Source organism: Nocardia sp. NPDC004860 (assembly GCF_040609015.1).
Taxonomy (GTDB): domain Bacteria; phylum Actinomycetota; class Actinomycetes; order Mycobacteriales; family Mycobacteriaceae; genus Nocardia.
On record NZ_JBEXJI010000014.1, the window covers coordinates 154,776 to 175,423 of the forward strand.

Annotated in this window: 21 protein-coding genes; 12 read left to right on the top strand and 9 right to left on the bottom strand. The window is 68.4% G+C overall.

Translation table 11 applies throughout. The features are described 5' to 3' along the window. Window positions 1–31 precede the first annotated feature (31 nt). Window positions 32–2,143: a prolyl oligopeptidase family serine peptidase gene (locus tag ABZV44_RS24855; protein ID WP_354840646.1), complete on the top strand. Its 2,112-nt coding sequence runs from the start codon at window positions 32–34 to the stop codon at window positions 2,141–2,143. Between the two features lie 23 nt (window positions 2,144–2,166). On the opposite strand, the gene ABZV44_RS24860 is transcribed toward ABZV44_RS24855, so the two are convergent. Together ABZV44_RS24860 and ABZV44_RS24865 are read right to left on the bottom strand one after the other, a co-directional pair. Next, window positions 2,167–2,802 carry a TetR/AcrR family transcriptional regulator gene (locus tag ABZV44_RS24860; protein ID WP_354840648.1) on the bottom strand — a complete coding sequence of 212 codons (636 nt, stop codon included), beginning with the start codon at window positions 2,800–2,802 and terminating at the stop codon, window positions 2,167–2,169. Between the two features lie 95 nt (window positions 2,803–2,897). After that, entirely contained in the window at window positions 2,898–3,518 is a 621-nt protein-coding gene (locus ABZV44_RS24865; RefSeq protein WP_354840650.1) for a TetR/AcrR family transcriptional regulator, read from the bottom strand. Between the two features lie 75 nt (window positions 3,519–3,593). Here ABZV44_RS24865 and ABZV44_RS24870 point away from each other — a divergent pair, with 75 nt between their 5' ends. The 4 genes from ABZV44_RS24870 (at window position 3,594) to ABZV44_RS24885 (ending at window position 7,411) form a co-directional block, all read left to right on the top strand. Next, complete coding sequence (locus tag ABZV44_RS24870) at window positions 3,594–4,937, top strand: DUF3533 domain-containing protein (RefSeq protein ID WP_354840652.1); 1,344 nt, start codon at window positions 3,594–3,596, stop codon at window positions 4,935–4,937. Between the two features lie 117 nt (window positions 4,938–5,054). Beyond that, window positions 5,055–5,741 carry a GAF and ANTAR domain-containing protein gene (locus ABZV44_RS24875; RefSeq protein ID WP_354840653.1) on the top strand — a complete coding sequence of 229 codons (687 nt, stop codon included), beginning with the start codon at window positions 5,055–5,057 and terminating at the stop codon, window positions 5,739–5,741. A 110-nt stretch (window positions 5,742–5,851) separates the two neighbouring features. Next, window positions 5,852–6,562: an ANTAR domain-containing protein gene (locus tag ABZV44_RS24880; RefSeq protein ID WP_354840655.1), complete on the top strand. Its 711-nt coding sequence runs from the start codon at window positions 5,852–5,854 to the stop codon at window positions 6,560–6,562. A 210-nt stretch (window positions 6,563–6,772) separates the two neighbouring features. Continuing rightward, complete coding sequence (locus ABZV44_RS24885) at window positions 6,773–7,411, top strand: sigma-70 family RNA polymerase sigma factor (protein ID WP_354840657.1); 639 nt, start codon at window positions 6,773–6,775, stop codon at window positions 7,409–7,411. An 18-nt stretch (window positions 7,412–7,429) separates the two neighbouring features. Here ABZV44_RS24885 and ABZV44_RS24890 read toward each other — a convergent pair whose 3' ends face one another. From ABZV44_RS24890 to ABZV44_RS24910, 5 genes are all read right to left on the bottom strand, one after another. Next, window positions 7,430–8,980, bottom strand: coding sequence for an MFS transporter (locus tag ABZV44_RS24890; RefSeq protein WP_354840659.1), 1,551 nt, complete (start codon window positions 8,978–8,980; stop codon window positions 7,430–7,432). Window positions 8,981–9,055: 75 nt separating this feature from the next. Further along, window positions 9,056–9,469 carry a large conductance mechanosensitive channel protein MscL gene (gene mscL / locus ABZV44_RS24895; RefSeq protein ID WP_354840662.1) on the bottom strand — a complete coding sequence of 138 codons (414 nt, stop codon included), beginning with the start codon at window positions 9,467–9,469 and terminating at the stop codon, window positions 9,056–9,058. Window positions 9,470–9,693: 224 nt separating this feature from the next. Beyond that, the gene (locus ABZV44_RS24900) at window positions 9,694–10,059 is read right to left on the bottom strand and encodes a hypothetical protein (RefSeq protein WP_354840665.1); all 366 of its coding nucleotides are present in this window, start codon (window positions 10,057–10,059) and stop codon (window positions 9,694–9,696) included. A gap of 153 nt (window positions 10,060–10,212) precedes the next feature. Then, a complete protein-coding gene (locus tag ABZV44_RS24905) occupies window positions 10,213–11,511 on the bottom strand; it encodes a D-arabinono-1,4-lactone oxidase (protein ID WP_354840668.1) in 1,299 nt (432 codons plus the stop codon). A gap of 33 nt (window positions 11,512–11,544) precedes the next feature. Beyond that, complete coding sequence (locus ABZV44_RS24910; RefSeq protein WP_354840671.1) at window positions 11,545–12,219, bottom strand: helix-turn-helix domain-containing protein; 675 nt, start codon at window positions 12,217–12,219, stop codon at window positions 11,545–11,547. Between the two features lie 118 nt (window positions 12,220–12,337). Here ABZV44_RS24910 and ABZV44_RS24915 point away from each other — a divergent pair, with 118 nt between their 5' ends. Further along, on the top strand, window positions 12,338–13,834 hold the full coding sequence (locus tag ABZV44_RS24915) for an MFS transporter (protein ID WP_354840673.1): 1,497 nt from the start codon (window positions 12,338–12,340) through the stop codon (window positions 13,832–13,834). A 68-nt stretch (window positions 13,835–13,902) separates the two neighbouring features. On the opposite strand, the gene ABZV44_RS24920 is transcribed toward ABZV44_RS24915, so the two are convergent. Then, window positions 13,903–15,093 carry a lipase family protein gene (locus ABZV44_RS24920; protein ID WP_354840835.1) on the bottom strand — a complete coding sequence of 397 codons (1,191 nt, stop codon included), beginning with the start codon at window positions 15,091–15,093 and terminating at the stop codon, window positions 13,903–13,905. Window positions 15,094–15,224: 131 nt separating this feature from the next. Between ABZV44_RS24920 and crcB (ABZV44_RS24925) the strand changes: the two genes are divergently transcribed. The 6 genes from crcB (ABZV44_RS24925) (at window position 15,225) to ABZV44_RS24950 (ending at window position 20,154) form a co-directional block, all read left to right on the top strand. Further along, window positions 15,225–15,656, top strand: coding sequence for a fluoride efflux transporter CrcB (gene crcB / locus ABZV44_RS24925; protein WP_354840676.1), 432 nt, complete (start codon window positions 15,225–15,227; stop codon window positions 15,654–15,656). After that, window positions 15,649–15,993 carry a DUF190 domain-containing protein gene (locus ABZV44_RS24930; RefSeq protein WP_354840678.1) on the top strand — a complete coding sequence of 115 codons (345 nt, stop codon included), beginning with the start codon at window positions 15,649–15,651 and terminating at the stop codon, window positions 15,991–15,993. Before crcB (ABZV44_RS24925) ends, ABZV44_RS24930 begins: the two co-directional genes overlap by 8 nt. Then, window positions 15,990–16,352 (top strand): fluoride efflux transporter CrcB, encoded by a 363-nt coding sequence (gene crcB, locus ABZV44_RS24935; RefSeq protein ID WP_354840681.1) that lies wholly within the window; start codon window positions 15,990–15,992, stop codon window positions 16,350–16,352. Before ABZV44_RS24930 ends, crcB (ABZV44_RS24935) begins: the two co-directional genes overlap by 4 nt. Window positions 16,353–16,399: 47 nt before the next feature. Beyond that, a complete protein-coding gene (gene pgm / locus ABZV44_RS24940) occupies window positions 16,400–18,040 on the top strand; it encodes a phosphoglucomutase (alpha-D-glucose-1,6-bisphosphate-dependent) (protein ID WP_354840684.1) in 1,641 nt (546 codons plus the stop codon). Window positions 18,041–18,117: 77 nt separating this feature from the next. Then, window positions 18,118–19,344 carry an MFS transporter gene (locus tag ABZV44_RS24945; protein ID WP_354840687.1) on the top strand — a complete coding sequence of 409 codons (1,227 nt, stop codon included), beginning with the start codon at window positions 18,118–18,120 and terminating at the stop codon, window positions 19,342–19,344. Between the two features lie 72 nt (window positions 19,345–19,416). Beyond that, the gene (locus ABZV44_RS24950; protein ID WP_354840690.1) at window positions 19,417–20,154 is read left to right on the top strand and encodes a thioredoxin domain-containing protein; all 738 of its coding nucleotides are present in this window, start codon (window positions 19,417–19,419) and stop codon (window positions 20,152–20,154) included. 16 nt (window positions 20,155–20,170) lie between these two features. Here ABZV44_RS24950 and ABZV44_RS24955 read toward each other — a convergent pair whose 3' ends face one another. After that, the gene (locus ABZV44_RS24955) at window positions 20,171–20,491 is read right to left on the bottom strand and encodes a hypothetical protein (protein WP_354840693.1); all 321 of its coding nucleotides are present in this window, start codon (window positions 20,489–20,491) and stop codon (window positions 20,171–20,173) included. Between the last annotated feature and the right edge of the window lie 157 nt (window positions 20,492–20,648).

Genomic DNA, 20,648 nt, shown 5'->3' on the forward strand with positions numbered 1-20,648 from the left:
GTCGCCTCGTGATCATGGGATGGGGGATTTCATGGTTTGGAGCAAGAGCGGAATCCGGGCCGCCCTCACGGGTCTGGCGGTGGTCCTGCTGGCCGCGTGCGGGGGATCGAGCACGGCGAGCGACCCGTATCAGTGGCTCGAGGAGCTGGACAGTCCCCGCGTGCAATCGTGGGTGGCGGCCGAGAACACGAAGACCCTCGGCGTGCTGGAACAGGATTCGCGCTACGCCGACAATCTGGCCCAGGCGAAGGCGCTGGCGAATGCGGCCGATCGCCTGCCGGTGCCGGAGTTCCACGACGGGATGATCGGCAACTTCTGGCAGGACGCCGACCATCAGCGGGGCATCTGGCGGGAGACGACGGTCGCGGATTACGAATCGCCGCAACCACAGTGGCGCACCGTTCTGGATCTCGACGCCCTGGCCCGCGACGAGGGCAAGAACTGGGTGTGGAAGGGCATGTCCTGCGACCCGGTCACCCATCGGCGATGCCTGGTCGAGCTGTCCGAGGGTGGCGAGGACGCCGTCACACTGCGCGAATTCGATCTGGGGACAGGGACGTTCGTGGCCGGCGGATTCGTGCTCGACCGCGGCAAGCAGTACGCCACCTGGGTGGACACCGACACGCTGCTGGTGTCGCGGGAATGGCAGCCGGGGGAGAAGACCACCTCGGGCTATCCGTACGTCGTGAAGCGTCTGGGGCGCGGGCAGGCGCTCGACCAGGCGGTGGAGATCGCCCGCGGCAGCCAGGGTGATGGGCTCGCCACCGCGGCGGTGCTGCTGGACAACGGGGCAGGGCGGCGGATGAACCTGGTGGAGCGGCGGCCGTCGTTCTACGAGTCGGAGGTCAGCCTGCTCGCGGGCGCGCAGCCCCTGCGGCTGGGGTTGCCGGCGAAGTCCGGGCTCCAGGGCATGGTCGGCAATCGGGTGCTGGTTGCGCTGCAACAGGATTGGACCGCCGCCGGTGCCACCTTCAAGTCCGGCTCACTGGTGTCCCTCGACGCCGACGACCTGACCGCGCACCCGGATCAGCCGAAGGTCACGCTCGTCTACGAACCCGGGCCGCAGGAGACCCTCGAAGGGGTCATGACGACCCGGGACCACGTGGTGGTGACCTCGCTCTACGACGTGAAGGGCCGCGCCACCGTCTATACCCCGCAGCCCGACGGCGGCTGGACGTCCGCACCGGTTCCCCTGCCCGACAATGCGACCGTCTCCGGCGTGGACGCCGATTCCCAGGGCGAGACGGCCTACCTCTCGGTTACTTCGATGCTCACCCCGTCCACCATCTGGAGCCTGGACACCGCGACCGGACGGCTGAACCAGGTGAAAGCCGCACCCGCACGGTTCGATTCGTCGGGGTTCGTAGTGGAGCAACTGAAGGCCACCTCGCCCGACGGGACCAAGGTGCCCTACTTCATCGTGCATCCGGCCACGCTGCCCTACGACGGCAGCACCCCGACGATCCTGTGGGGGTACGGCGGCTTCGCCTCCTCGTCCACGCCCGGCTACAACGGGCTACTCGGCAAGTCGTGGCTGGAACACGGTGGCGCGTATGTCATCGCGAACATCCGCGGCGGCGGCGAATACGGGCCCGCCTGGCACGACGCGGCCCTGAAGACCCACCGGCAGAAGGCCTTCGACGACTTCGCGGCCGTGGCCGGTGATCTCGTCGCGCGCAAGATCACCTCGCCGCGGCGGCTGGGGATCCAGGGCGGGTCCAATGGCGGGCTGCTCATGGGTGTCGAATTCACGCAGCATCCCGACCTGTGGAGTGCGGTGGACATCCAGGTTCCGCTGCTGGACATGGTCCGCTACGAGCAGATCGCGGCGGGCGCGTCCTGGGTGGGGGAGTACGGATCGGTGGCCGATCCGGACGAACGTGCCTTCCTCGCATCCATTTCGCCGTACGCACAGCTGAAGAAGGGCGTGCAGTACCCCGAGCCGCTGATCTGGACGACCACCAAGGACGACCGGGTCGGGCCCCAGCACGCGCGCAAGTTCGCCGCCCGACTAGCCGAATTCGGCGATCCGTACCTGTTCTACGAGGCCACCCAGGGCGGCCACGGGTCCGGCGCGAACAACGACGAGAAGGCGCACACCAGCGCGCTGGAGTACACCTACTTCATGCGGCAGCTGATGTGACCGGCTCGGTGTGAGGTGACCGCCTAGGCCGGATCCCGCACGATGAGCGAAACCGCCATGGGGACGAGCACTTCCACCAGGTCGCTCACCGGCGGGCGCGGCTCGGACAGCAGCCACTCGTGGGCCAGGCCGTTGATCGCGCCGATCAGGGCGCTGCCCGCGAGCTCGCCCGCGCCGCGCACCCGCGCGCCCGAACCGGCCAGCGGTTCCACCGCCAGATACAGCGTGGCGACCCAGGCGTGCCGCCGATCGCGCCGGTGCTGCTCCATGCGCTCGCTCACACCGACCACCTCGACGAAGGCAACCTTGGCGCGGTGCGGGTCGGCGCCGATCGAGCCGAGGAAGGCCGAGAGGGCCCGCGTCACGGTGTCGGTCGGGTCCGGGTCCGGTCCCATGGCGCTCAGGGCGGTGGCCAGCGCGGCGCCGGCCTGGTCCTGGATCTGGTCATATGCCGCGACCAGCACGTCCTCGCGGGTCTGGAACTCCTCGTAGAACTGGCGTTTGGACAGTCCGGCGGCCGCGCACACATCGGCCAGCGAACAGTTGGCGTAGCCGCGCTCACCGAAAATCTGGATGGCCGCGTCGAGGAAGCGCTGCCGGCGCTCGGCTTTTCGTTCGGTTACGGCGCGTCCGCCGTACTGCCTGCCTTCGATCGTCACTGTCGTTTCTCGATCGCCACACCTGAAAGGTTACGGGTGCGGGCCCGCGGATTCCGGTTCGCGGATCTCCGCAGCCCGGTTCGCGGACGCGGGCGTCAGCGTCGCGGACGCAAACCGTTCATCATGTGGCTGACCATCTCGTCGAAGAGACCGTCGGCCTCCTCGGCGTCGACCAGGCCCGACCCCATGATGGCGGCCAGCCCGTGCAGCGCGGCGACCGCCGACAGGCAGATGCGTCGCGCGTCGCCGGGCACCACCTCGCCGCTCGCCTGCGCATCGAGGACCATTTCGATGGGCACGGTGAAGGCGCGGGCGGCGGCCTCGCCGATGGCCGGCGTCGGACTGTTCTTGCGCGCGAACATGAGTGCCAGCAGTGCCGGATTGTCGATGGCGAAGCGCAGGTAGGTGTGGGCCATGGCGTGCAGGCGCTCCAGGAAGGCGCCGGTGGCGGCGGCTTTCTCGAAGCCGGCTCCGAGCCGCTCGAATCCGGCTACGGTCAGCGCGTCCAGCAGTGCCTGTTTGTCGCGGAAGTGCCGGCTGGGCGCGGCGTGGCTGACGCCGGTGTCGCGGGCGAGCTGCCGCAGCGACAGGCCGTCGACACCCGCGCCGCGCAGGGTCTCCTCGGCGCGCCGGAGTAGTTCGGCGCGCAGGTCCCCGTGGTGGTAGGACCGCGCGCGCTCCACCACCTCGCGGGCTTTGCGCTTGGCGATGCTCATGGTGAGAGCAGGATATCGGACACACTCGGGGATGTTGGCGTTGACTACTTTGTTGTCGCTGCCTACATTCGTCGCATGGCGAATGACAGTGCCTCCCCGACCGGCCCGGAGGCCACGGCGACCCCGGCGGCGACCCCGGCCCAGCGGGCCGTGCCGTTGCGCGGCTGGATCGGCCCGATGCTGGTGCTCACGCTGCTCGCGGCGCTGATCGGCACCATGTACCTCGGCTACACCTCCGATCCGGAGAAGAACCTGCACGACTTCCCGGTCGCCCTGGTCAATCAGGATGTGGGCGACGTGATGGACGGCAAGACCCTCAATGTCGGCGACCAGATCACCGGTGCGCTGACCGAGCAGATTCCGAAGGACAAGATCGATCTGCGGTTGGTCGGCATCAATGACGCCCGCCAGCAGCTGAGCAACGGCCAGATCTACGGCGCCATCATCATTCCGAGCGACTTCACCAAGCGGCTGTCCATTCTGGCGGCGGCCTCGGTGGTCCCCGGCGACGTGGAGCGCCCGGTCATCACCGTGCAGACCAATCCGCGTGCGGGCACCTACGCGTCCTCGATCATGCAGCGCATCACCGATCGCGCCATGGCGCAGGTCAATACGACCGTCGGTGCGCAGCTCACCGATCAGGTGAAGGCCAAGCTGGCGCCCAAGGCGGGCGCTCCCGCGACCGAATTGTCCGGCGCGGCACGGCTGCAGCTGGCCAAGCCCGTCGACGTCGTGGTCAGTCCGTACCGGCCGCTGCCCGCGGGCACCGGCCAGGGCCTGTCGGCCTTCTTCTACACCCTCGTGCTGCTGTTCGCGGGCTTCAGCGGCGCCATGATCATCCACTCCATGATCGACAATGTGCTCGGCTACGCCCCGGCCGAGTACGGCCCGTGGTTCCGCGCGCCGGAGCCGGCGTCCATCAGCCGCTGGCGCACCCTGCTGGTCAAGTGGGCCATCACCGTCATCACCGCACCGGTCCTCTCGGGCATGTTCATGGGCATCGCGAGGCTCTTCGGCATGCCGATCGACCAGCCGCTGCCGCTGTTCCTCTACGGCACGCTGGCCATCATCGCGGTGGGGGTGACCGGGCTGTCGGTGCTGGCGGCCTTCGGCACCGCCGGGCTGCTGATCAACATGATCGTCTTCGTGGTGCTGGGCCTGCCGTCCTCGTCGGGTTCGATTCCGGTGGAGGCGATTCCGCGCTGGATCGCGGCGCTGTCCAGCTTCGAGCCCATGCACCAGATCTACCTGTCGGTGCGCGCCATCCTGTTCTTCGACGGGCACCTGGAGGCGGGTCTGAGCACCGGTATCTGGATGACGGTGTTCGGCCTCACCGTGGGTCTGCTGCTGGGCGCGGTCGCCACCCACACCTACGACCTGCGCGGCCTGTCCCGGCTCGGTGTGGCCTATCAGCCCTGACCATCCTCCGCCACAGTGACTTTCGGCCCTGTTCGTTGTCGAGCTGTGACGGTGATACTGGCCCCGGGCACCGAATTACCCATCGCCGGGCGATGATTGTGGGGCGGTTCGATGGTGATGGCTTCGTCGCAGTTCGATCAGCTGACGGGACAGTTCCTGCGCGCCGTGCGTGATGCCGGCGGCGGTCTGAGCGCGGTGTGCACCGCGTGTGTGCGGGTGCTGCCGGTCCGGCGCGCGGCCATCGTGCTCGAGGAACGCGACGCCGGTATGCAACCCTGGTGTGCCAGTGATGGATTCGCCGAGCGGGTGGAGGGGGCGCAGGCCACCGCGGGGGAGGGGCCCGCGGTCTCGGCGGTGGCCGAGGGGGTGCCGGTGGTGATCACCGATCTGAGCGCCGACTGCGAGCACTGGCCCGGGTTCGCCGAGGCGCTCTCGGGGGAGCCGGTGTCGGGTTCCCTGTTCGCAATGCCCTTGCGGCTGGGCACGATTCGGCTGGGCGCGGTGGATCTGTACCGCGATTCGGTCGGGCGGCCGGGGCCGCGACTGCTGTCGGCGGCGCTGCACATCGCGGATCTGGTCACCGCCAGCCTGGTGCTGGCCACCGGCGACGACGCCCGGCAGTGGGCACAGCCGTTGTCCAGCCGGTGGATTCACCAGGCGGCCGGGATGACCAGCGCCCGGCTCGGCATCGAGATCGCCGATGCCTATGCCTGCCTGCGCGGATACGCCTTCACCCATGGGCTTTCCCTGGTGGAGGTGGCGCGGCGGGTGGTGGAGCGGGAGATTCGGATCGAAGCCGAATGAGCGCAACTGTTCCGCAGCACCCCGCCCGGCAAATACCATGAGCTGAGGCAAGAGCGGCACAGGAAGACTTTCATGGCGGGCGCCCCGGCGTTCGCCGAGGGGTGATCACGGTGTCCGACAGTGAGTTGCTGGTGGCGGTGCTGGCCAGGTTCGCGCGACTGCTACCGGCGGCAACCGAACTGCCCCATATTCTGGACGAATTGATGCAGAGTGCCATCGATGTGCTGGAACCGGGCGGTGTGACGGTGGCGCTGTCCCCGAAACTGCGGGGTGACCGGTCGGAACTCTTCGGCGGCATCCCCGAGGAGCTGCTGGATCTGGAGGTCTGCCAGCGCGATCACGCCCGCGGACCCGGCATGGTCGCCCACGCCTGCGGCGCGTCGGTGACCGTCACCGATATCGGTAGCTACGGCGACATGTGGCCGGAGTACACGAGTCTGGCCGGGCGGCACCGGATTTCCTCGGTGGCCGCGGTCCCCATGCGCCTCGACGACACCGAAGCGGGTGTGCTGAGCCTGTATTCCCGCGACCCGCGGCACTGGACCGGCAAGGACCTCTCGGTCGCCACGCTGCTGGCGGGCATGGCCACCGGCCACATCGTCACCGCCAACCTGGTGCAGCGCCAGCAGCGGGTGACCGAGCAGTTACAGCACGCCCTCACCACTCGCATCGTGGTGGAACAGGCCAAGGGCGTGATCGCGCACGCCCACCACACCACCCCCGATGCCGCCTTCGCACTCATCCGCGCCCACGCGCGGCGCAATCGCGTCACCGTGCACGCGGTCGCCCACGGCATAGTCGAACTGGGCCTGCGGATTTGATCGGCGACGGATTCGCACACTTTGCCCGGAATTCCATCCCCGAAAATAGATCACGGCGGGAATAGGGTGGTCGTGGAGTAGCCTGGTGAGTTGGCGGAACCGAAAGCCCCTGTCCCCGGCCGGTTTCCGTTCGCGGTTGGCGACCGTCCCAGTCCTCGACGGCTCGTTTCGGCAAGTTTGTGCTCGCTTTCCGTCGATCTGGGGGCAATCGTGAATTCCTCACGTGCATCGCAATATTCCGCTGCCCACCCGGCAACCCACTCGCATCCCAGCCCATCCGTCCGGCCCGCCGCGTCCCGATCCACCCGGCGCGGCAGTGAATTCGATCCGCTCGTACGCCGGATCGGCGCGGGCGATCGGGATGCCTACGAGGAGCTCTATCGCCGCACCCGCGGCCTCGTCTACTCCCGAGCCCTGAACATCGTGTGCGACACCGGATATGCCGAGGAAACCTGTCACGAGGTCTACCTGCAGGTCTGGCGCAGCGCCGCTGCCTTCGACCCGGCCCGCGGCAATGCCCTGACCTGGCTCACCACCCTGGCCCACCATCAGGCGGTGGACCGGGTGCGGCGCGAATGCAGTGCGGCCGGGCACGAACACCGCTGGGGCGTCTGCGATTACCGGCCCGCCATCGATGTGGTGGCCGAGGAGATCCTGCGCCGCCACGACGAGCGCGCCATCCGTCGCGGCCTGGCCACACTCACCCCCTATCAGCGCGAATCGGTGGTGCTGGCCTTCTACGGCGGTCTCACCTACCCACAGGTCGCGGCGCAGCTGGGCATCGGGCTGCCGGCGGTGAAGGCACGCATCCGCTCGGCGTTGGCCCAGCTCAAAGTGTCACTGGCATAACCGGATACGGCGTGCCGATCAGTGCGCGGCGGTGGCCGTGAAGCCGCGCGGGACCAGGATCACGGTGAGCACCGCGACCGTGCCCACCATGGCGGTCGAGATCCAGGAGGTGGTGGTGAGCGCGGCATCGTAGGCGTGCTGGGCGATGCGCAGCACCTCGTCACCGGTGGGTCCGCCGATCCTCTCGGCGATATGGGCCGCGCCGCCCACCGAGCCGCGCGCCTCGGCCAGATCGTCGCCCTGCAGCGGCAATCCGGTCATGTGGCCGGTGAACAGACGACCGTGAATGCTGCCCAGCAGTGCGACGCCCAGGCCGATGCCCAGCTCGTAGTTGGTCTCCTCGACCGCGCCCGCCTGGCCGGCGCGCTCGGCCGGCACCGCCGATACCAGCACCGCGGCCGCGGTGGTGATGGCGATGCCGTCACCGATGCCCAGGCACACCAGCACCAGCGCGACAGTCGGATAGGTGGTGTCCGGCACTGCCGCCAGCACCGCGAAACCCCCGGCCAGCGCGCCCAGTGCGACGCCCATCAGCGCGCGCACGCTCACGTGCTGCATGAGCCACGGGGTGGACAGCGAGCCGAACAGGGTGGCCAGCGCCGCGGGCAGCGTGCGCATGCCCGCCTGGGAGGGCGAGTAGCCGTGAATGTATTGCAGCCACAACGAGATCAGGAACAGTGCCGCACCGATGGCCAGCATGGCCAGCAGGGTGGCCAGCGCCGCCGCGGTGAACGCGCGATTGCGGAACAGCCGCACATCCAGCAGCGGATCCGGCGACTTCAGCTGCCGATAGGCGAACAGCCCCAGCAGGATCACCGAGGCGGCCATGATCACCAGATCGATCGGGGCCGGATTGCCCTTGGCCACATGCTTGATCCCCCACGCCAGCGCCACGACGCCCAGCACCGACAGCGCCGCGCTCGCCCAGTCCAGGCTGCCGTGCTGCGGCGATCGGTATTCCGGCAGCAGCCACAGTCCGGCGGCCACCGTGATGATCACCACCGGCACATTCAGCCAGAAGGCCGCCGACCACCCGAACGCCTCGACCAGGTGGCCGCCGACCAGCGGGCCGATGGCCGCGCCCGCACCGGCGACCGAGGCCCAGATGCCGATGGCCAGCGTGCGTTCCCGGTCATCGGAGAAGATATTGCGGATCAGCGAGAGGGTGGACGGCATCACCATGGCCCCGCCGACGCCCAGCAGCGCGCGGCCCGCGATGAGCTGCGCGGGCGCGTGCGCGGTCGCGGCCACCACCGAGGCCAGGCCGAAAAGCACGAAGCCGGACAGGAACAGCCGCTTGCGGCCGTAGCGGTCGCCGATCGCGCCGCAGGTGATGAGCAGGCCGCCCAGCACCAGGCCGTACAGGTCGACGATCCAGAGCTGTTCCATCGGAGTGGGTGCCATGTGATCGATGAGCGAAGGCAGCGCGACATTGAGGATGGTCGCGTCCATGGCCACCAGCAGCAGACTCGCGCACAGCACGGCGAGCATGGCCCACCGGCTCGCCGGCGCGGGCGCCACCCGGTTCGCCAGATCGTCCGACTGTTCCCGGGGTGGGATGCGGCCCACGTCTTCCGCCTCCTCGGCTAGGCATAGGTCAAGCTGCTGGCAACAACCTGGCTAAGACTACCCGGGGTCTGCGGCTCACTTGTTCGCGTTCTGCTTCGCCAGCAGGTCGCGGATCTCGGTGAGGAGCTCCAGTTCGGTGGGATCGGCCTTCACCGCGGTGGGCTTGCTGAGCCGGTTCTTGAGGGTGTTCATCGGGAGGATGAGCACGAAATAGAGGACCGCGGCCACACACAGGAAATTGATGCCGGCGCTGATGATCGGACCGAGGGCGACGAAGGTGGACGGCTTGTCGGACAGGAGTTGGAAGCCCAGGCCGTATTCCTTGTTGCCGCCGAGGGTGGCCAGCAGCGGCTCGATCACACCCTTGGTCACCGAGGTCACAATGGCGGTGAAGGCCGTGCCCATGACCACGGCCACCGCGAGATCGATGACATTGCCCCTCATCAGGAAGTCTTTGAAGCCTTTGAGCATGATGCGCGCTTGATCCAATCCGAGACGTTTTCGTTATCTTCTGAATGGGAGTTTAAGGGCTGGTCGCGGTGTGGCGCGCACCTGGCACAGCCCCCTTGACGCGCATCACTCCGGACGGTTGGTCGGGTGATGGCACACAATCGGCAACCCTGAGGGGTCGTCCGGAACGAACGAAGCGGCCGGATGAAAGCGAACAACCCCGGTTCCGGGCCGTGCGGCCCGGAACCGGGGTCGAGTGTGGACTACTTTCCGCCGGCCCTGTTCTTGAGGGCGGTGACGATCTCGTTGACCGCGGCGAGCACGTCCTGGGCGGCGTGGTCGAGGTTGGCGCGCACCGATTCCAGAGTGCTCTGGAGATCCTCGGGAGTGATCTTGTCGGCGAAGGCCTTCGCCATGTCGGCGAGATCGGCGGCCGCGCTCTGTGCCCGGTCGGCCAGTTCGGCGGCGGCGCCGCTGGCCCGCTCGGCCAGCGCTCCCGCCGCCGATTCGGCTCGCTCTCTCAGGTCGGAGGCGGTGACCCCGAGGTCGGTGGTCAGATCGTCGGCGGTGGTGCGCAGATCGTCGGTCAGGCGTTCGACCTTGTCATCGGAGTCGTCATCAGTGGGCATCGTCGTGGTTCCCTACTTCGATCCGCCGCTCAGGCATCGGAACCCTCCCTACGTCGGTCACGCTCGGGCAGTTACAGCGATCTTTCAGCAATCGATAGTAGTCCTCTTTCGGCGCGCCATCTGCACTCTTTCGGTGCGCGGTGGCCGGCACTTTCAGTGCACGGGACCCAGGACGCGCTCGATGTACTCGTTCGTGAAGCGCCCCTTCGGGTCGAAGCGGCGGCGGACCTCGGCGAACCTGTCCCAGTCCGGGTAGCGCTCGCGCAGGGTCGCGGCGGTCTGGAAGTGCCGCTTGCCCCAGTGCGGGCGGCCGTTGTAGCGGTCGAAGACGCGTTCGCAGGCGCGGAAATACGGCTCGTAGTTCATGCCCTGGTACTGGTGTACGGCGATGTAGCAGGTCTCGCGGCCGCCGGCGGGGGAGAGGAAGGCGTCGTCGGGGGCGACCCAGCGCACCTCGATCGGCATCGGGGTGTCGAAATGCTTGGCCACCTCCTTGATCTCGCGGATGGCGTCGGCCGAATGCTCGCGTGGCAGTGCGTATTCCATCTCGGTGAAGCGGAACAGGCGGGGGCTGGCGAAGACCCGGTAGGAGCGCTCGACCTGGCGGCGGTAGCTGCCCGCGTAGGCGGCGCTGCGCTGGATCAGCGGGATCAGGCTGGGGCGGCGGCGGGTGAGCCGGCACAGCGCGTCGAAGGTGTAGTTGGTCATGAGGATGTCGGAGAACCAGTCCACGGCCCTGCCGCGCGGTTGCTCGGGCAGCTCGACCCGGTTGTTGCGCTTGGTCATTGCCAGCGGGCTGTGGGCGAACATATAGAACTCGAAGTGCTCGTTGCCCTCGACGTAGCTGTCGAGATCGGCCAGCACCTCCTCGACCGGGACCGGCCGTTCGATGCCCTCGAGGACGAAGGACGGCACCATCTGCAGGGTCACGGCGGTGACCACGCCCAGCGCGCCCACGTTCACGCGGGCGGCGCGCCAGCCGTCGGGGTCGGTCTGCTCGTTGAGTTCGACCCGGCTGCCGTCGGCGAGCATGAGCTCGACGGAATGCAGTGCGGCCGAGAGGTTCTGCAGCTTGGATCCGGTTCCGTGGGTGCCGGTCGCGGTGGCGCCGGCGATGGACTGCACGTCGATGTCGCCGAGATTGGGGAAGGCCAGGCCCAGTGGGTGCAGCGCATTGCTGGCGGCATTGAGCGTGATGCCGGCTTCCGCCCGGACCAGTCCGGATTCGCGGTCCACGTTCAGGATCCGGTCCAGTTTGTTCAGGCGCAGGAGGGTGCCGTCGGTGAGCACGGTCTCGGTGAAGGAATGTCCCGATCCGGCGACCCGGACGGTGTGCCCGTTCGCTTCGGCCTGTGCGAGTACTGCCGCGACGTCCTCGGGCGAGCTCGGTTCGGCGATGGCCGCCGGGGTACAGCTCTGATCCCCGGCCCAGTTCACCCAAGAGTTGGTCATGCGACCAACTTTAAACCGCGAGTGTGATGCGCGCTACCGTTTGCGCGGGGTATACGCCGCGGCTTTGGCCCGCTCCACTTCGTCCTCGGTGAGCGGCGGCTGCGCCAGCGCCAGGCGGGGCACGCCGTCGCCGCGCACGCCATTGAGAATCAGCGCCATATAGCGCTCCCAGACCTGGGGATTGACCGGCCGGGCGAATCCGGCAATGCCGTCGACCATGTTCACCATGGCGAAGAAGTCGCCCGCCTCGATATCGGGCTGCAGCACGCCCGCGTCCCGGGCGCGCTGGATGACCGCCTGCATGCCGGGACGGATGTGATCCTTCATGGCGCAGAAGCGATCCATGCTGTCGTGCAATTCGAGGATGACCTCGCCGAAGCCGCGGTTGACCGCGACATGCCGGCACGAGTACTCGAACAGATCGACCAGGCCCTCCCAGGGGTCCGGATGGTGCAGTGCCACATCCACGGCCCCGGCGAGTTCGGTGACCATCTGGTCGAAGACCTCGGAGATGAGCTCCTGTTTGTTGGCGAAGCGGCGGTAGACGGTGCCGACGCCGACGCCGGCGCGCTCGGCTACATCGTCGAGGGTGACCTCCAGCCCGCGATCGGCGAACAACTCGCGGGCGGCCGCGATGATGCGCTGCTGATTGCGGGCGGCGTCCGCGCGCAGACGCCGAGGTGGGGGCGCGGTGGTGACGTGATTCACACCCTGATCCTAACAGCAATCGGGATTATCTGGAGGAGCTGTCTCCGTTTTGCTGGTAGCTTCTACCGGTAAACGGAGACCGGTTCTCCACTAATCCTAGGGGACGAGGAAAACCACCATGACAACAGCTCTCGAGAAAGAGGTCGCGGCACCGGCCGCCGCGTCGCGGCGCGGATCGCACGCGCTGCGCTGGTGGGTGCTCGCCGTACTCGGCGTCGCCCAGCTGATGGTCGTGCTGGACGCGACCGTCGTGAATATCGCGCTGCCGCACGCGCAGGCCGATCTGGGCTTCTCCAATGGCGATCGGCAGTGGGTCATCACCGGCTACGCGCTCGCCTTCGGCAGCCTGCTGCTGCTGGGCGGACGGCTCTCCGACCTGTTCGGACGGCGCACCACCTTCATCACCGGCCTGGTCGGCTTCGCGGTCGCCTCGGCCGTCGGCGGCGCGGCCGGCAACTTCGAGGTGCTGGTCGGCTCCCGTGTCGCGCAGGGCGTGTTCGCGGCGCTGCTCGCGCCCGCCGCGCTGTCGCTGCTGACCGTCACCTTCACCGAACCCGCCGAGCGCGCAAAGGCGTTCGGCATCTTCGGCGCCATCGCCGGCGCCGGCGGCGCCCTGGGCCTGCTGCTGGGCGGCGCGCTCACCGAGTGGGCCTCATGGCGCTGGGTGATGTACGTGAATCTGGTCTTCGCGGCCATCGCGCTGGTCGGCGCGGTACTGCTGCTGGCCGGGCACGCCGCCACCGAGCGGCCCAAGCTGGATCTGCCCGGCACCCTGGCGGTGACCGCCGCGCTGTTCGCCATCGTCTACGGCTTCTCGCACGCCGAGTCGGACGGCTGGACCAATGGCCTGACGCTGTCCTTCCTGATCGGCGGCGTGCTGCTGCTCGGCGTGTTCGCCTGGCTGGAACAGCGGGTCGCGCATCCGCTGCTGCCGCTGCGCGTGGTGCTGGACAAGACCCGGGGCGCGTCCTACGTCACGGTGTTCACCATCGGCATCGGCATGTTCGCCATGTTCCTGTTCCTCACCTACTACATGCAGCAGCAGCTGGGATACTCGCCGATCCGCACCGGCGTGGCGTTCCTGCCCATGGTCGCCGGCATGGTGGCGGCCTCCACCACCGTGCCCGCCCTGCTGATTCCCCGGGTGGGCCCGAAGGTGACCGTGGTGAGCGGATTCCTGCTCGCCACAGTGGGAATGGTGCTGCTGACCCGCATCGGCGTGGACACCGGCTACGCGAGCCACATCCTGCCCAGCCTGGTCCTGATGGGCCTGGGTCTCGGTATGGCGATGTCGACGGCCTTCAGCGGCGCGACCTCGGGCGTGCACCACAGTGACGCCGGTGTCGCCTCGGCGATGGTGAACACCAGCCAGCAGGTCGGCGGTTCCATCGGCACCGCGCTGCTGAGCACGCTGGCCTCGACGGCCTTCGACAATTACGCGTCGAGCCACGTGCCGCCGTCGGCGGCGGTGCTGGCCGAGGCCGCGGTGAAGAGCTACACCACCACCTTCTGGTGGGCCGCAGCGATCTTCGTGGTCGGCGCGGTGATCACCGGTCTGATCATGCCCAACAAGGTGCCGGTTCCGGCGGAGGGCGAACCCGTTCTGGCGCACTGAGTTCCGGATGTGGAAGCGGCCCCGCTCACGAAAGTGAGTGGGGCCGCCTCTTTTTCGGCTTACCGCGATCAGCGGCAGTTGGAGGGCGGGGGCAGGCCCGCGAACCGGTCGGACAGGTAGTCCACGGCGGCGGCGGCGCCGCCCATGGCGGTGCCATGGTCGGCGCCGGGGATGATGTCGAACTGGACCGGGGTGCCGGCGGCGCAGTAGCGGTTCGCGGTCTCGAGGGCGAGGTCCAGGGGGACCTGGTCGTTGCTGCCGTGCCATTCGTAGAGGGGTTGGCGGATGAGCTCCGGGACGACCTCGAGGGCATTGGCGTGAATGGTGTGGATCAGGTCCGGGTCGTTCTCCTTGCCGGGGTGGAAGACGTCGCCGATGCTGTGGTTCGCGCCGACCGTAATGATGTCGTCCACACAGGAATTGGCGATGCGGTCGCGCATCCAGAAGCCGAAGGGGGTGAGCGAGCTGTCCAGCTGGATCTGGGCGGGGTACTCGCGCTCCATGCCCACTGCCACCGCGAAGCCCAGGCCGAACAGCGGCTGGGGCGTATCGCCCACCTGGATGGCCAGTTTGCCCGGATTGACCGGCACGCCGCCCTCCGCGACGCCGACGATCGGCAGCTCGGGCGCGTAGTCGGGGGCGATGGCGGCCGCGAAACCGGTGGCCATCGCACCGCCGGAGTAACCGGCCAGGCCGACCGGCGAATCACCCAGTCCCGCCGGGGCGAAACGCTCGACCGCGCGAATGCCGTCGAGGGTGATCTGCCCGCCCATGCGGGCCGCGCCGTAGGCGCTGTCGGGGCCGAGGTGATCGGGCACGGCGATCGCCCAGCCGCGCGCCAGCAGCAGCGGGAAAGCGGCAGCCTCCCGCACGCCCCCGTTGAACAGGGCGTGCGACGGCGCGCATTGCATGCCCAGGGAATTCACGAACGGCTGATACGACAGCAACGGCCGCGGGCCGGGGCCGGGGGTGATGAGGGTGGTCACCGCGGCGATGGGCACGCCGGTGGAGTTCGTGGAGCGGAACTTCAGCTGCCACACCGTCGCTCCGGGCCAGGGATGGTTGGGCACCAGGCGGGAATCCAGGACGTCACCGTTATGGGCGGCGGCGAGATTCCCTGTGGCGTAGTAGAACCCGTCCGGGTCGGAAACCGGATAAATCGCCCCGGCATGGGCCGCGGGGGTGGCGGCCATGGCGGCCACCAGTACCGTGGCGATTCCGAACCCTTGAACCAGCAACTTTCTGATCGACTGCCGCACCGCCAACTTGACTCCTCGAGGCCGATGGGACAACTCCGGGCAAGCGGCACTATCCTCGCAGTTCCGGGCTGCTGTTCGGCTTCATCAACACGCCGAACAGCAATGATTTGGCTAATTAGAGAGGAGGGGCGGTGGCAGCGAGAGTCGCGGGCGTGGACGCCGCCCTGCTCGGCGTCATCGCCCTCGGTGGCGCGATCGGCGCGGAAGCGCGCTACGCCATGAGCCTGTGGGTGCCGCACCACGGCTCGATTCCGTGGCAGACCTTGGCGGTCAACGTGATCGGTTGCTTCCTCATCGGGGTACTGATGGTGTGTATCACCGAGATCTGGGTGGCGCACCGGCTGTTGCGGCCCTTTCTCGGGGTCGGGATTCTCGGCGGATTCACCACCATGTCCACCTACGCGGTGGAAGTTCGTACACTGCTCGAATCGGGCCGGGTCGGCGCCGGACTGGCCTACCTCGGGGGAACGGTGGTGGCAGGACTGATTTCGGTCCTGCTGGGCGTGAGTGCGACACGATGGGTATCGGAGACGGCACGACGATTGGGGGCAGGCGATGAGTGACATGGTTCGGCAGTGGGTACCCGCGTCTCGGCTGACGGTGCTGCTCGGCGAGGACGACACCTATCGGCACCGGCCCCGCTATCACGAGATCGTGCGGCGTGCCCGGGATGCCGGATTGGCCGGGGCCAGTGTGTGGCGCGGCGTCGAGGGTTACGGGGTGTCCTCCCATATCCACACCGCCCGGCTGCTGGATCTGGCCGAGCGGTTGCCGGTGATGGTGATGATCATCGACGACACCGCACGGCTGCGGGCGTTCGTGGAAGGCAATGCGGACCTGCTGGATTCGGTGACGGTGGCGCTCTCGCCGGTCGAGGTCTTCGCCGGAGTGCGGCGGTGACAGGGCTGCTGGTGATCCTCGGCGCGCTCTTCGGGGCGCCCGTCCGGTATCTGGTGGATCGCGCGGTGGCCCATCGATTCGATAGTGTTCTCCCCCTGGGCACACTGGCGGTGAACATGGGCGGTTCGGCCGTGCTGGGCGCGTTGATCGGTGCGGGAGCAAATCATTGGCTCCTGGCTGCCGTGGGAACGGGGTTCTGCGGCGCGCTGACCACGTTCAGCACGTTCGGGTACGAAACGGTTCGATTGGCCGAGGAGGGCGCTTACAGCTATGCGGTGGCGAACGTCGTGATCGGCGTCGGCGCAAGCCTGGCCGCGGCCTACCTCGGTGCCTTCCTCGGGCAGTGGGTGTGGCCGTGATTCTCATGACCAGCCGGGCGCAGGCGATACGGAAGGGAGGTGCGAGCATGGCCCACGATCGAGCCGGACGACCGGCCCGGGCCACGGACCTCGAGGACATCGCGCACTTGGTGACGGCCTACTACAGCCGGATTCCGGATCCGTCGGATGCCGCGCAGCTGGTGTCCTTCGGCACCTCCGGACATCGCGGGTCGAGCCTGGATTGCGCCTTCAACGAGGCGCACATCCTGGCCATCACCCAGGCGATCGTGGAATACCGTGCCTCGCGCGGCATCACCGGGCCGGTGTATCTGGCACGGGATACGCACGCGCTGTCCGAGCCCGCCTGGACCACCGCGCTGGAGGTGCTGGCCGCCAATGACGTCACCGCCGTCATCGACTCGCGCGACAGGTACACGCCCACACCGGCTTTGAGTCACGCCGTGCTGCGGCACAATCGGGGCGGGACCCGGCACCAGGCCGACGGCATCGTGGTGACGCCCTCGCACAATCCGCCGCGCGACGGCGGCTTCAAATACAACCCGCCGCACGGCGGTCCCGCCGACACCATCGCCACCGATGCCATTGCCGCGCGCGCCAACGAGCTGCTGCGCACCGGGCTCGCCGACGTCAAGCGCACCTCGCTGGCGCAGGCGCTGGCCACCAACGTGGAGCGCTACGACTACCTGGACCGCTACATCTCGGACCTACCCAATGTGCTGAACCTGGACGCCATTCGGGGCGCCGGGATTCGGCTGGGCGCGGATCCCATGGGCGGAGCCTCGGTGGACTACTGGGAGGAGATCGGGCAGCGGTACGACCTCGAGCTCGAGGTGGTGAATCCGTTCGTCGATCCGACCTGGCGGTTCATGACGCTGGACTCCGACGGGCGGATCCGGATGGATCCCTCGTCGCGGTACGCCATGGCGTCGCTGGTGGCGATTCGCGACGATTACGACATTTCCACCGGCAACGACGCGGACGCGGATCGGCACGGGATCGTGACTCCCGATGCGGGACTGATGAATCCGAATCACTACCTGGCGGTGGCGATCGAGTACATGATCGCCAATCGGATGGGGTGGGACGCGCTCACCAAGATCGGCAAGACGGTGGTGACGTCCTCGATGATCGACCGGGTGGTCGGCGTGCTCGGCCGCGACGTCTACGAGGTGCCGGTCGGGTTCAAGTGGTTCGTGCCCGGATTGTTCAGCGGCAGCCTGGCTTTCGGCGGCGAGGAATCCGCGGGCGCGTCGTTCCTGCGCATGGACGGCACCGTGTGGACCACCGACAAGGACGGGATTCTGCTCGCGCTGCTGGCCGCGGAGATCACCGCCGTCACCGGGCAGAGTCCGTCCACCCGCTACACCGAACTCGAAAAACGCTACGGCTCACCCGCCTACGCCCGCGTGGACGCCACCGCCACCCCGGAACAGAAGACCCGCCTGGCGGCGTTGACGCCCGACATGATCACCGCGACCGAAATCGCCGGCGAACCCATCACCGGCATCCAGACCCGCGCCCGTGGCAATGGCGCGGCCCTCGGCGGCGTCAAGGTCACCACCGAGAACGCCTGGTTCGCCGCCCGCCCGTCGGGCACCGAGGACAAATACAAGATCTACGCCGAATCCTTCCAGGGGCCGGAGCACCTCGCGCAGGTCCAGGCCGCGGCCGAGGAGATCGTCGGACACGCCCTCACGGGTGAATAGCGCGGCCTTCGGTCAGGTGTGGCGAATGAATGGATTGGTGTGTGCGCCGGGCGGATCCGGGTGGGCGGTGTGTCGTGGTGAGTGAGGTCGAGGGGCCGGTCGGTGGGCGGCATCGGCTGCCGGTGGAGATCTGGGTACTGGTGGGGTCGGCGTTCACGATCGCCATCGGGTTCGGGTTGGTGGCGCCGGCGTTGCCGCAGTTCGCGCGGAGTTTCGATGTGGGGGTGGCCGCGGCCTCGTTCATCGTGAGCGCGTTCGCGTTGATGCGGTTGATCTTCGCGCCGCTGGCGGGTCGGTTGTTGCAGAAGCTGGGGGAGCGGCCGGTCTATCTGACCGGGCTGCTGATCGTGGCGGTGTCGACCGGTGCGTGTGCGCTGGCCCAGAGTTATTGGCAGCTGCTGGTATTGCGGTCGCTGGGTGGGATCGGGTCGACGATGTTCACGGTGTCCTCGCTGGGGCTGGTCATCCGGATGTCCCCGCCCGCCGAACGGGGGCGGGTGTCGGGGGTGTACTCGACGAGCTTCCTGATCGGCTCGATCAGCGGGCCGCTGGTCGGCGGTGCGCTGTCCTTCCTCGGCCTGCGCGCCCCGTTCCTCATCTACTGCGTGGCGCTGCTGATCGCCAGCCTCATCGTCTATGTGGCGCTGCGGGATTCCCCGCTGGCCCTGCCGGAGAAATCGAACGGTGCGCCCGTGATGACCTTCCGCGCGGGGCTGGCCCGGCCCGCCTACCGGGCCGCGCTGTGGGCCAACTTCGGCAATGGCGCAGCCGTTTTCGGTGTGCGCATGGCGCTGGTGCCGCTCATCGTGGTGGAGGTGCTGAAGCAGGACGCCGCCCTCGCAGGCGTGGCCCTGACCGCCTTCGCCCTCGGCAATGCCTCGGTGCTGTTCCTGTCCGGGCGGTGGTCGGACACGGTGGGCCGCAAGCCCTTCCTCATCGCAGGAACCCTGGTCTGCGCGGCCGGCACCGCGGGCATCGGCCTCGCCCCCACCCTCGTCTGGCTCCTGGTCGCCTCCTGCGTGGCGGGCATCGGCTCCGGCATGTTCACCCCCGCCCTGCAAGCGGCGGTCGCCGACATCATCGGACCCGGCACCCGGGGCGGCCCGGTCCTCGCGGGCTACCAGATGTCCGCCGACCTGGGCACCTTCCTGGGCCCCTACGCGATCGGCATGCTCGCCGACCGCGTCTCCTACGGCGTGGCCCTCGGTGTGACCGGCGCTCTGCTGGCCTCGGCGTCGGCGGTCTGGCTGCTGGTACCGGAAACCCTCCGCCGGAGAGAACCCGCCGCAGCCACCGCCGCCTAGCGGGCCGGCCGCAGATTTTGGTGGGGCGGGGTGGGTGTTGCTCGGGTGGGGGCGTCGGGCAGAGTGTTGCGGGTGAGCAAACCGACTTCGAAGCACACACCGCGGCCGGTCTCGAGCAAGACCACCTACGCGCTGGCCGGGCTGGCCGTTGTCGTGGTCGTGGCGATCGTGGCGGCCCTCTACCTGTGGAATCGCGGCGGCGGGGACGAGGTGCGCAACGACGGGTACGGTCCGGTGCACGATCCTGCGGTGTCGGTGGCGCTGGATTCCGACGGAGCCATTGTGCTGGGCAAGCCCAATGCGAAAACCATTGACATCTATGAGGATCCGCTGTGCCCGGCGTGTGGTCAGCTGGAGAAGATCTACGGGCAGGAGATCGCCCAGCAGGTCGACCTCGGCAAGGTCGCGGTGCGGTACCGCCTGGTGAACTTCCTCGACCCGCGATCGGGCAGCAAGGACTACTCCACCCGCGCGGTGGCCGCCAACGAGTGCGTCGCCCAGGCCGGTGACGGTCCGGTCTACTCGAAGTTCCACGCACTGCTGTTCACCACCAAGCAACCCGCCGAGGGCGGTTCCGACCACGACAACAAGGAACTGGCCGCCATCGCCAAGGAGGCGGGCGCGGGTGACGATGTCGCCAAGTGCATCACCTCCGGCGATCGCGCCGACACCGGCCGCGCCCACGCCGAAGCCGCGCTGAAGGCCCTCAACGACGCCCTCAACAATCGCGCCGCCACCCCGTCGGTCTTCATCGACGGCAAGAAGGTCGACGTGAACAACAAGAACTGGGTCCTCGACGCCGCGAAATAGGCTGGGCGGTAAGGCTTCAGGCGTCGAGGACGGGCCGGCGCAGGCGACCTGTGTAGGTGGCTGCCCGGCCCAGCGCGTCCTCGGCGGCATCGAGTTCGATGAGGGCCTCGTCGAACACCTCGGCGGCGCCGGCGACGCAGTAGGCCGGGGTGGTGAGGGCGCCGGTGCCCGGCGTATCGAGCAGCAGGCCGGAGTCGGGGAGATCGCGGTAGGCGGCGGTCAGGTCCGCCAGGTCCGCGCGAAGGGTCTGCAGCCGATCCCGCAGCAGCTGCCGCCGCTGTTCCAGCAGCAGTGGGTCCCGCAGGTCGGCTTCCGGGCTCGGTTCGTGGTCGCTCATGCGACCAGCATGCCGTGGTGGGCCAGAACATGCGGTGGTGCACAGGAATTCGGATGTTCTCGTGCATCACCGCATGCCGGGCGGAATGGGTGGGGTGCGGCCCTCGGGGGAACGGAGAAGTGAGCCGCACCCCGGGGAGGGAGCCGGGCTGGGGGCT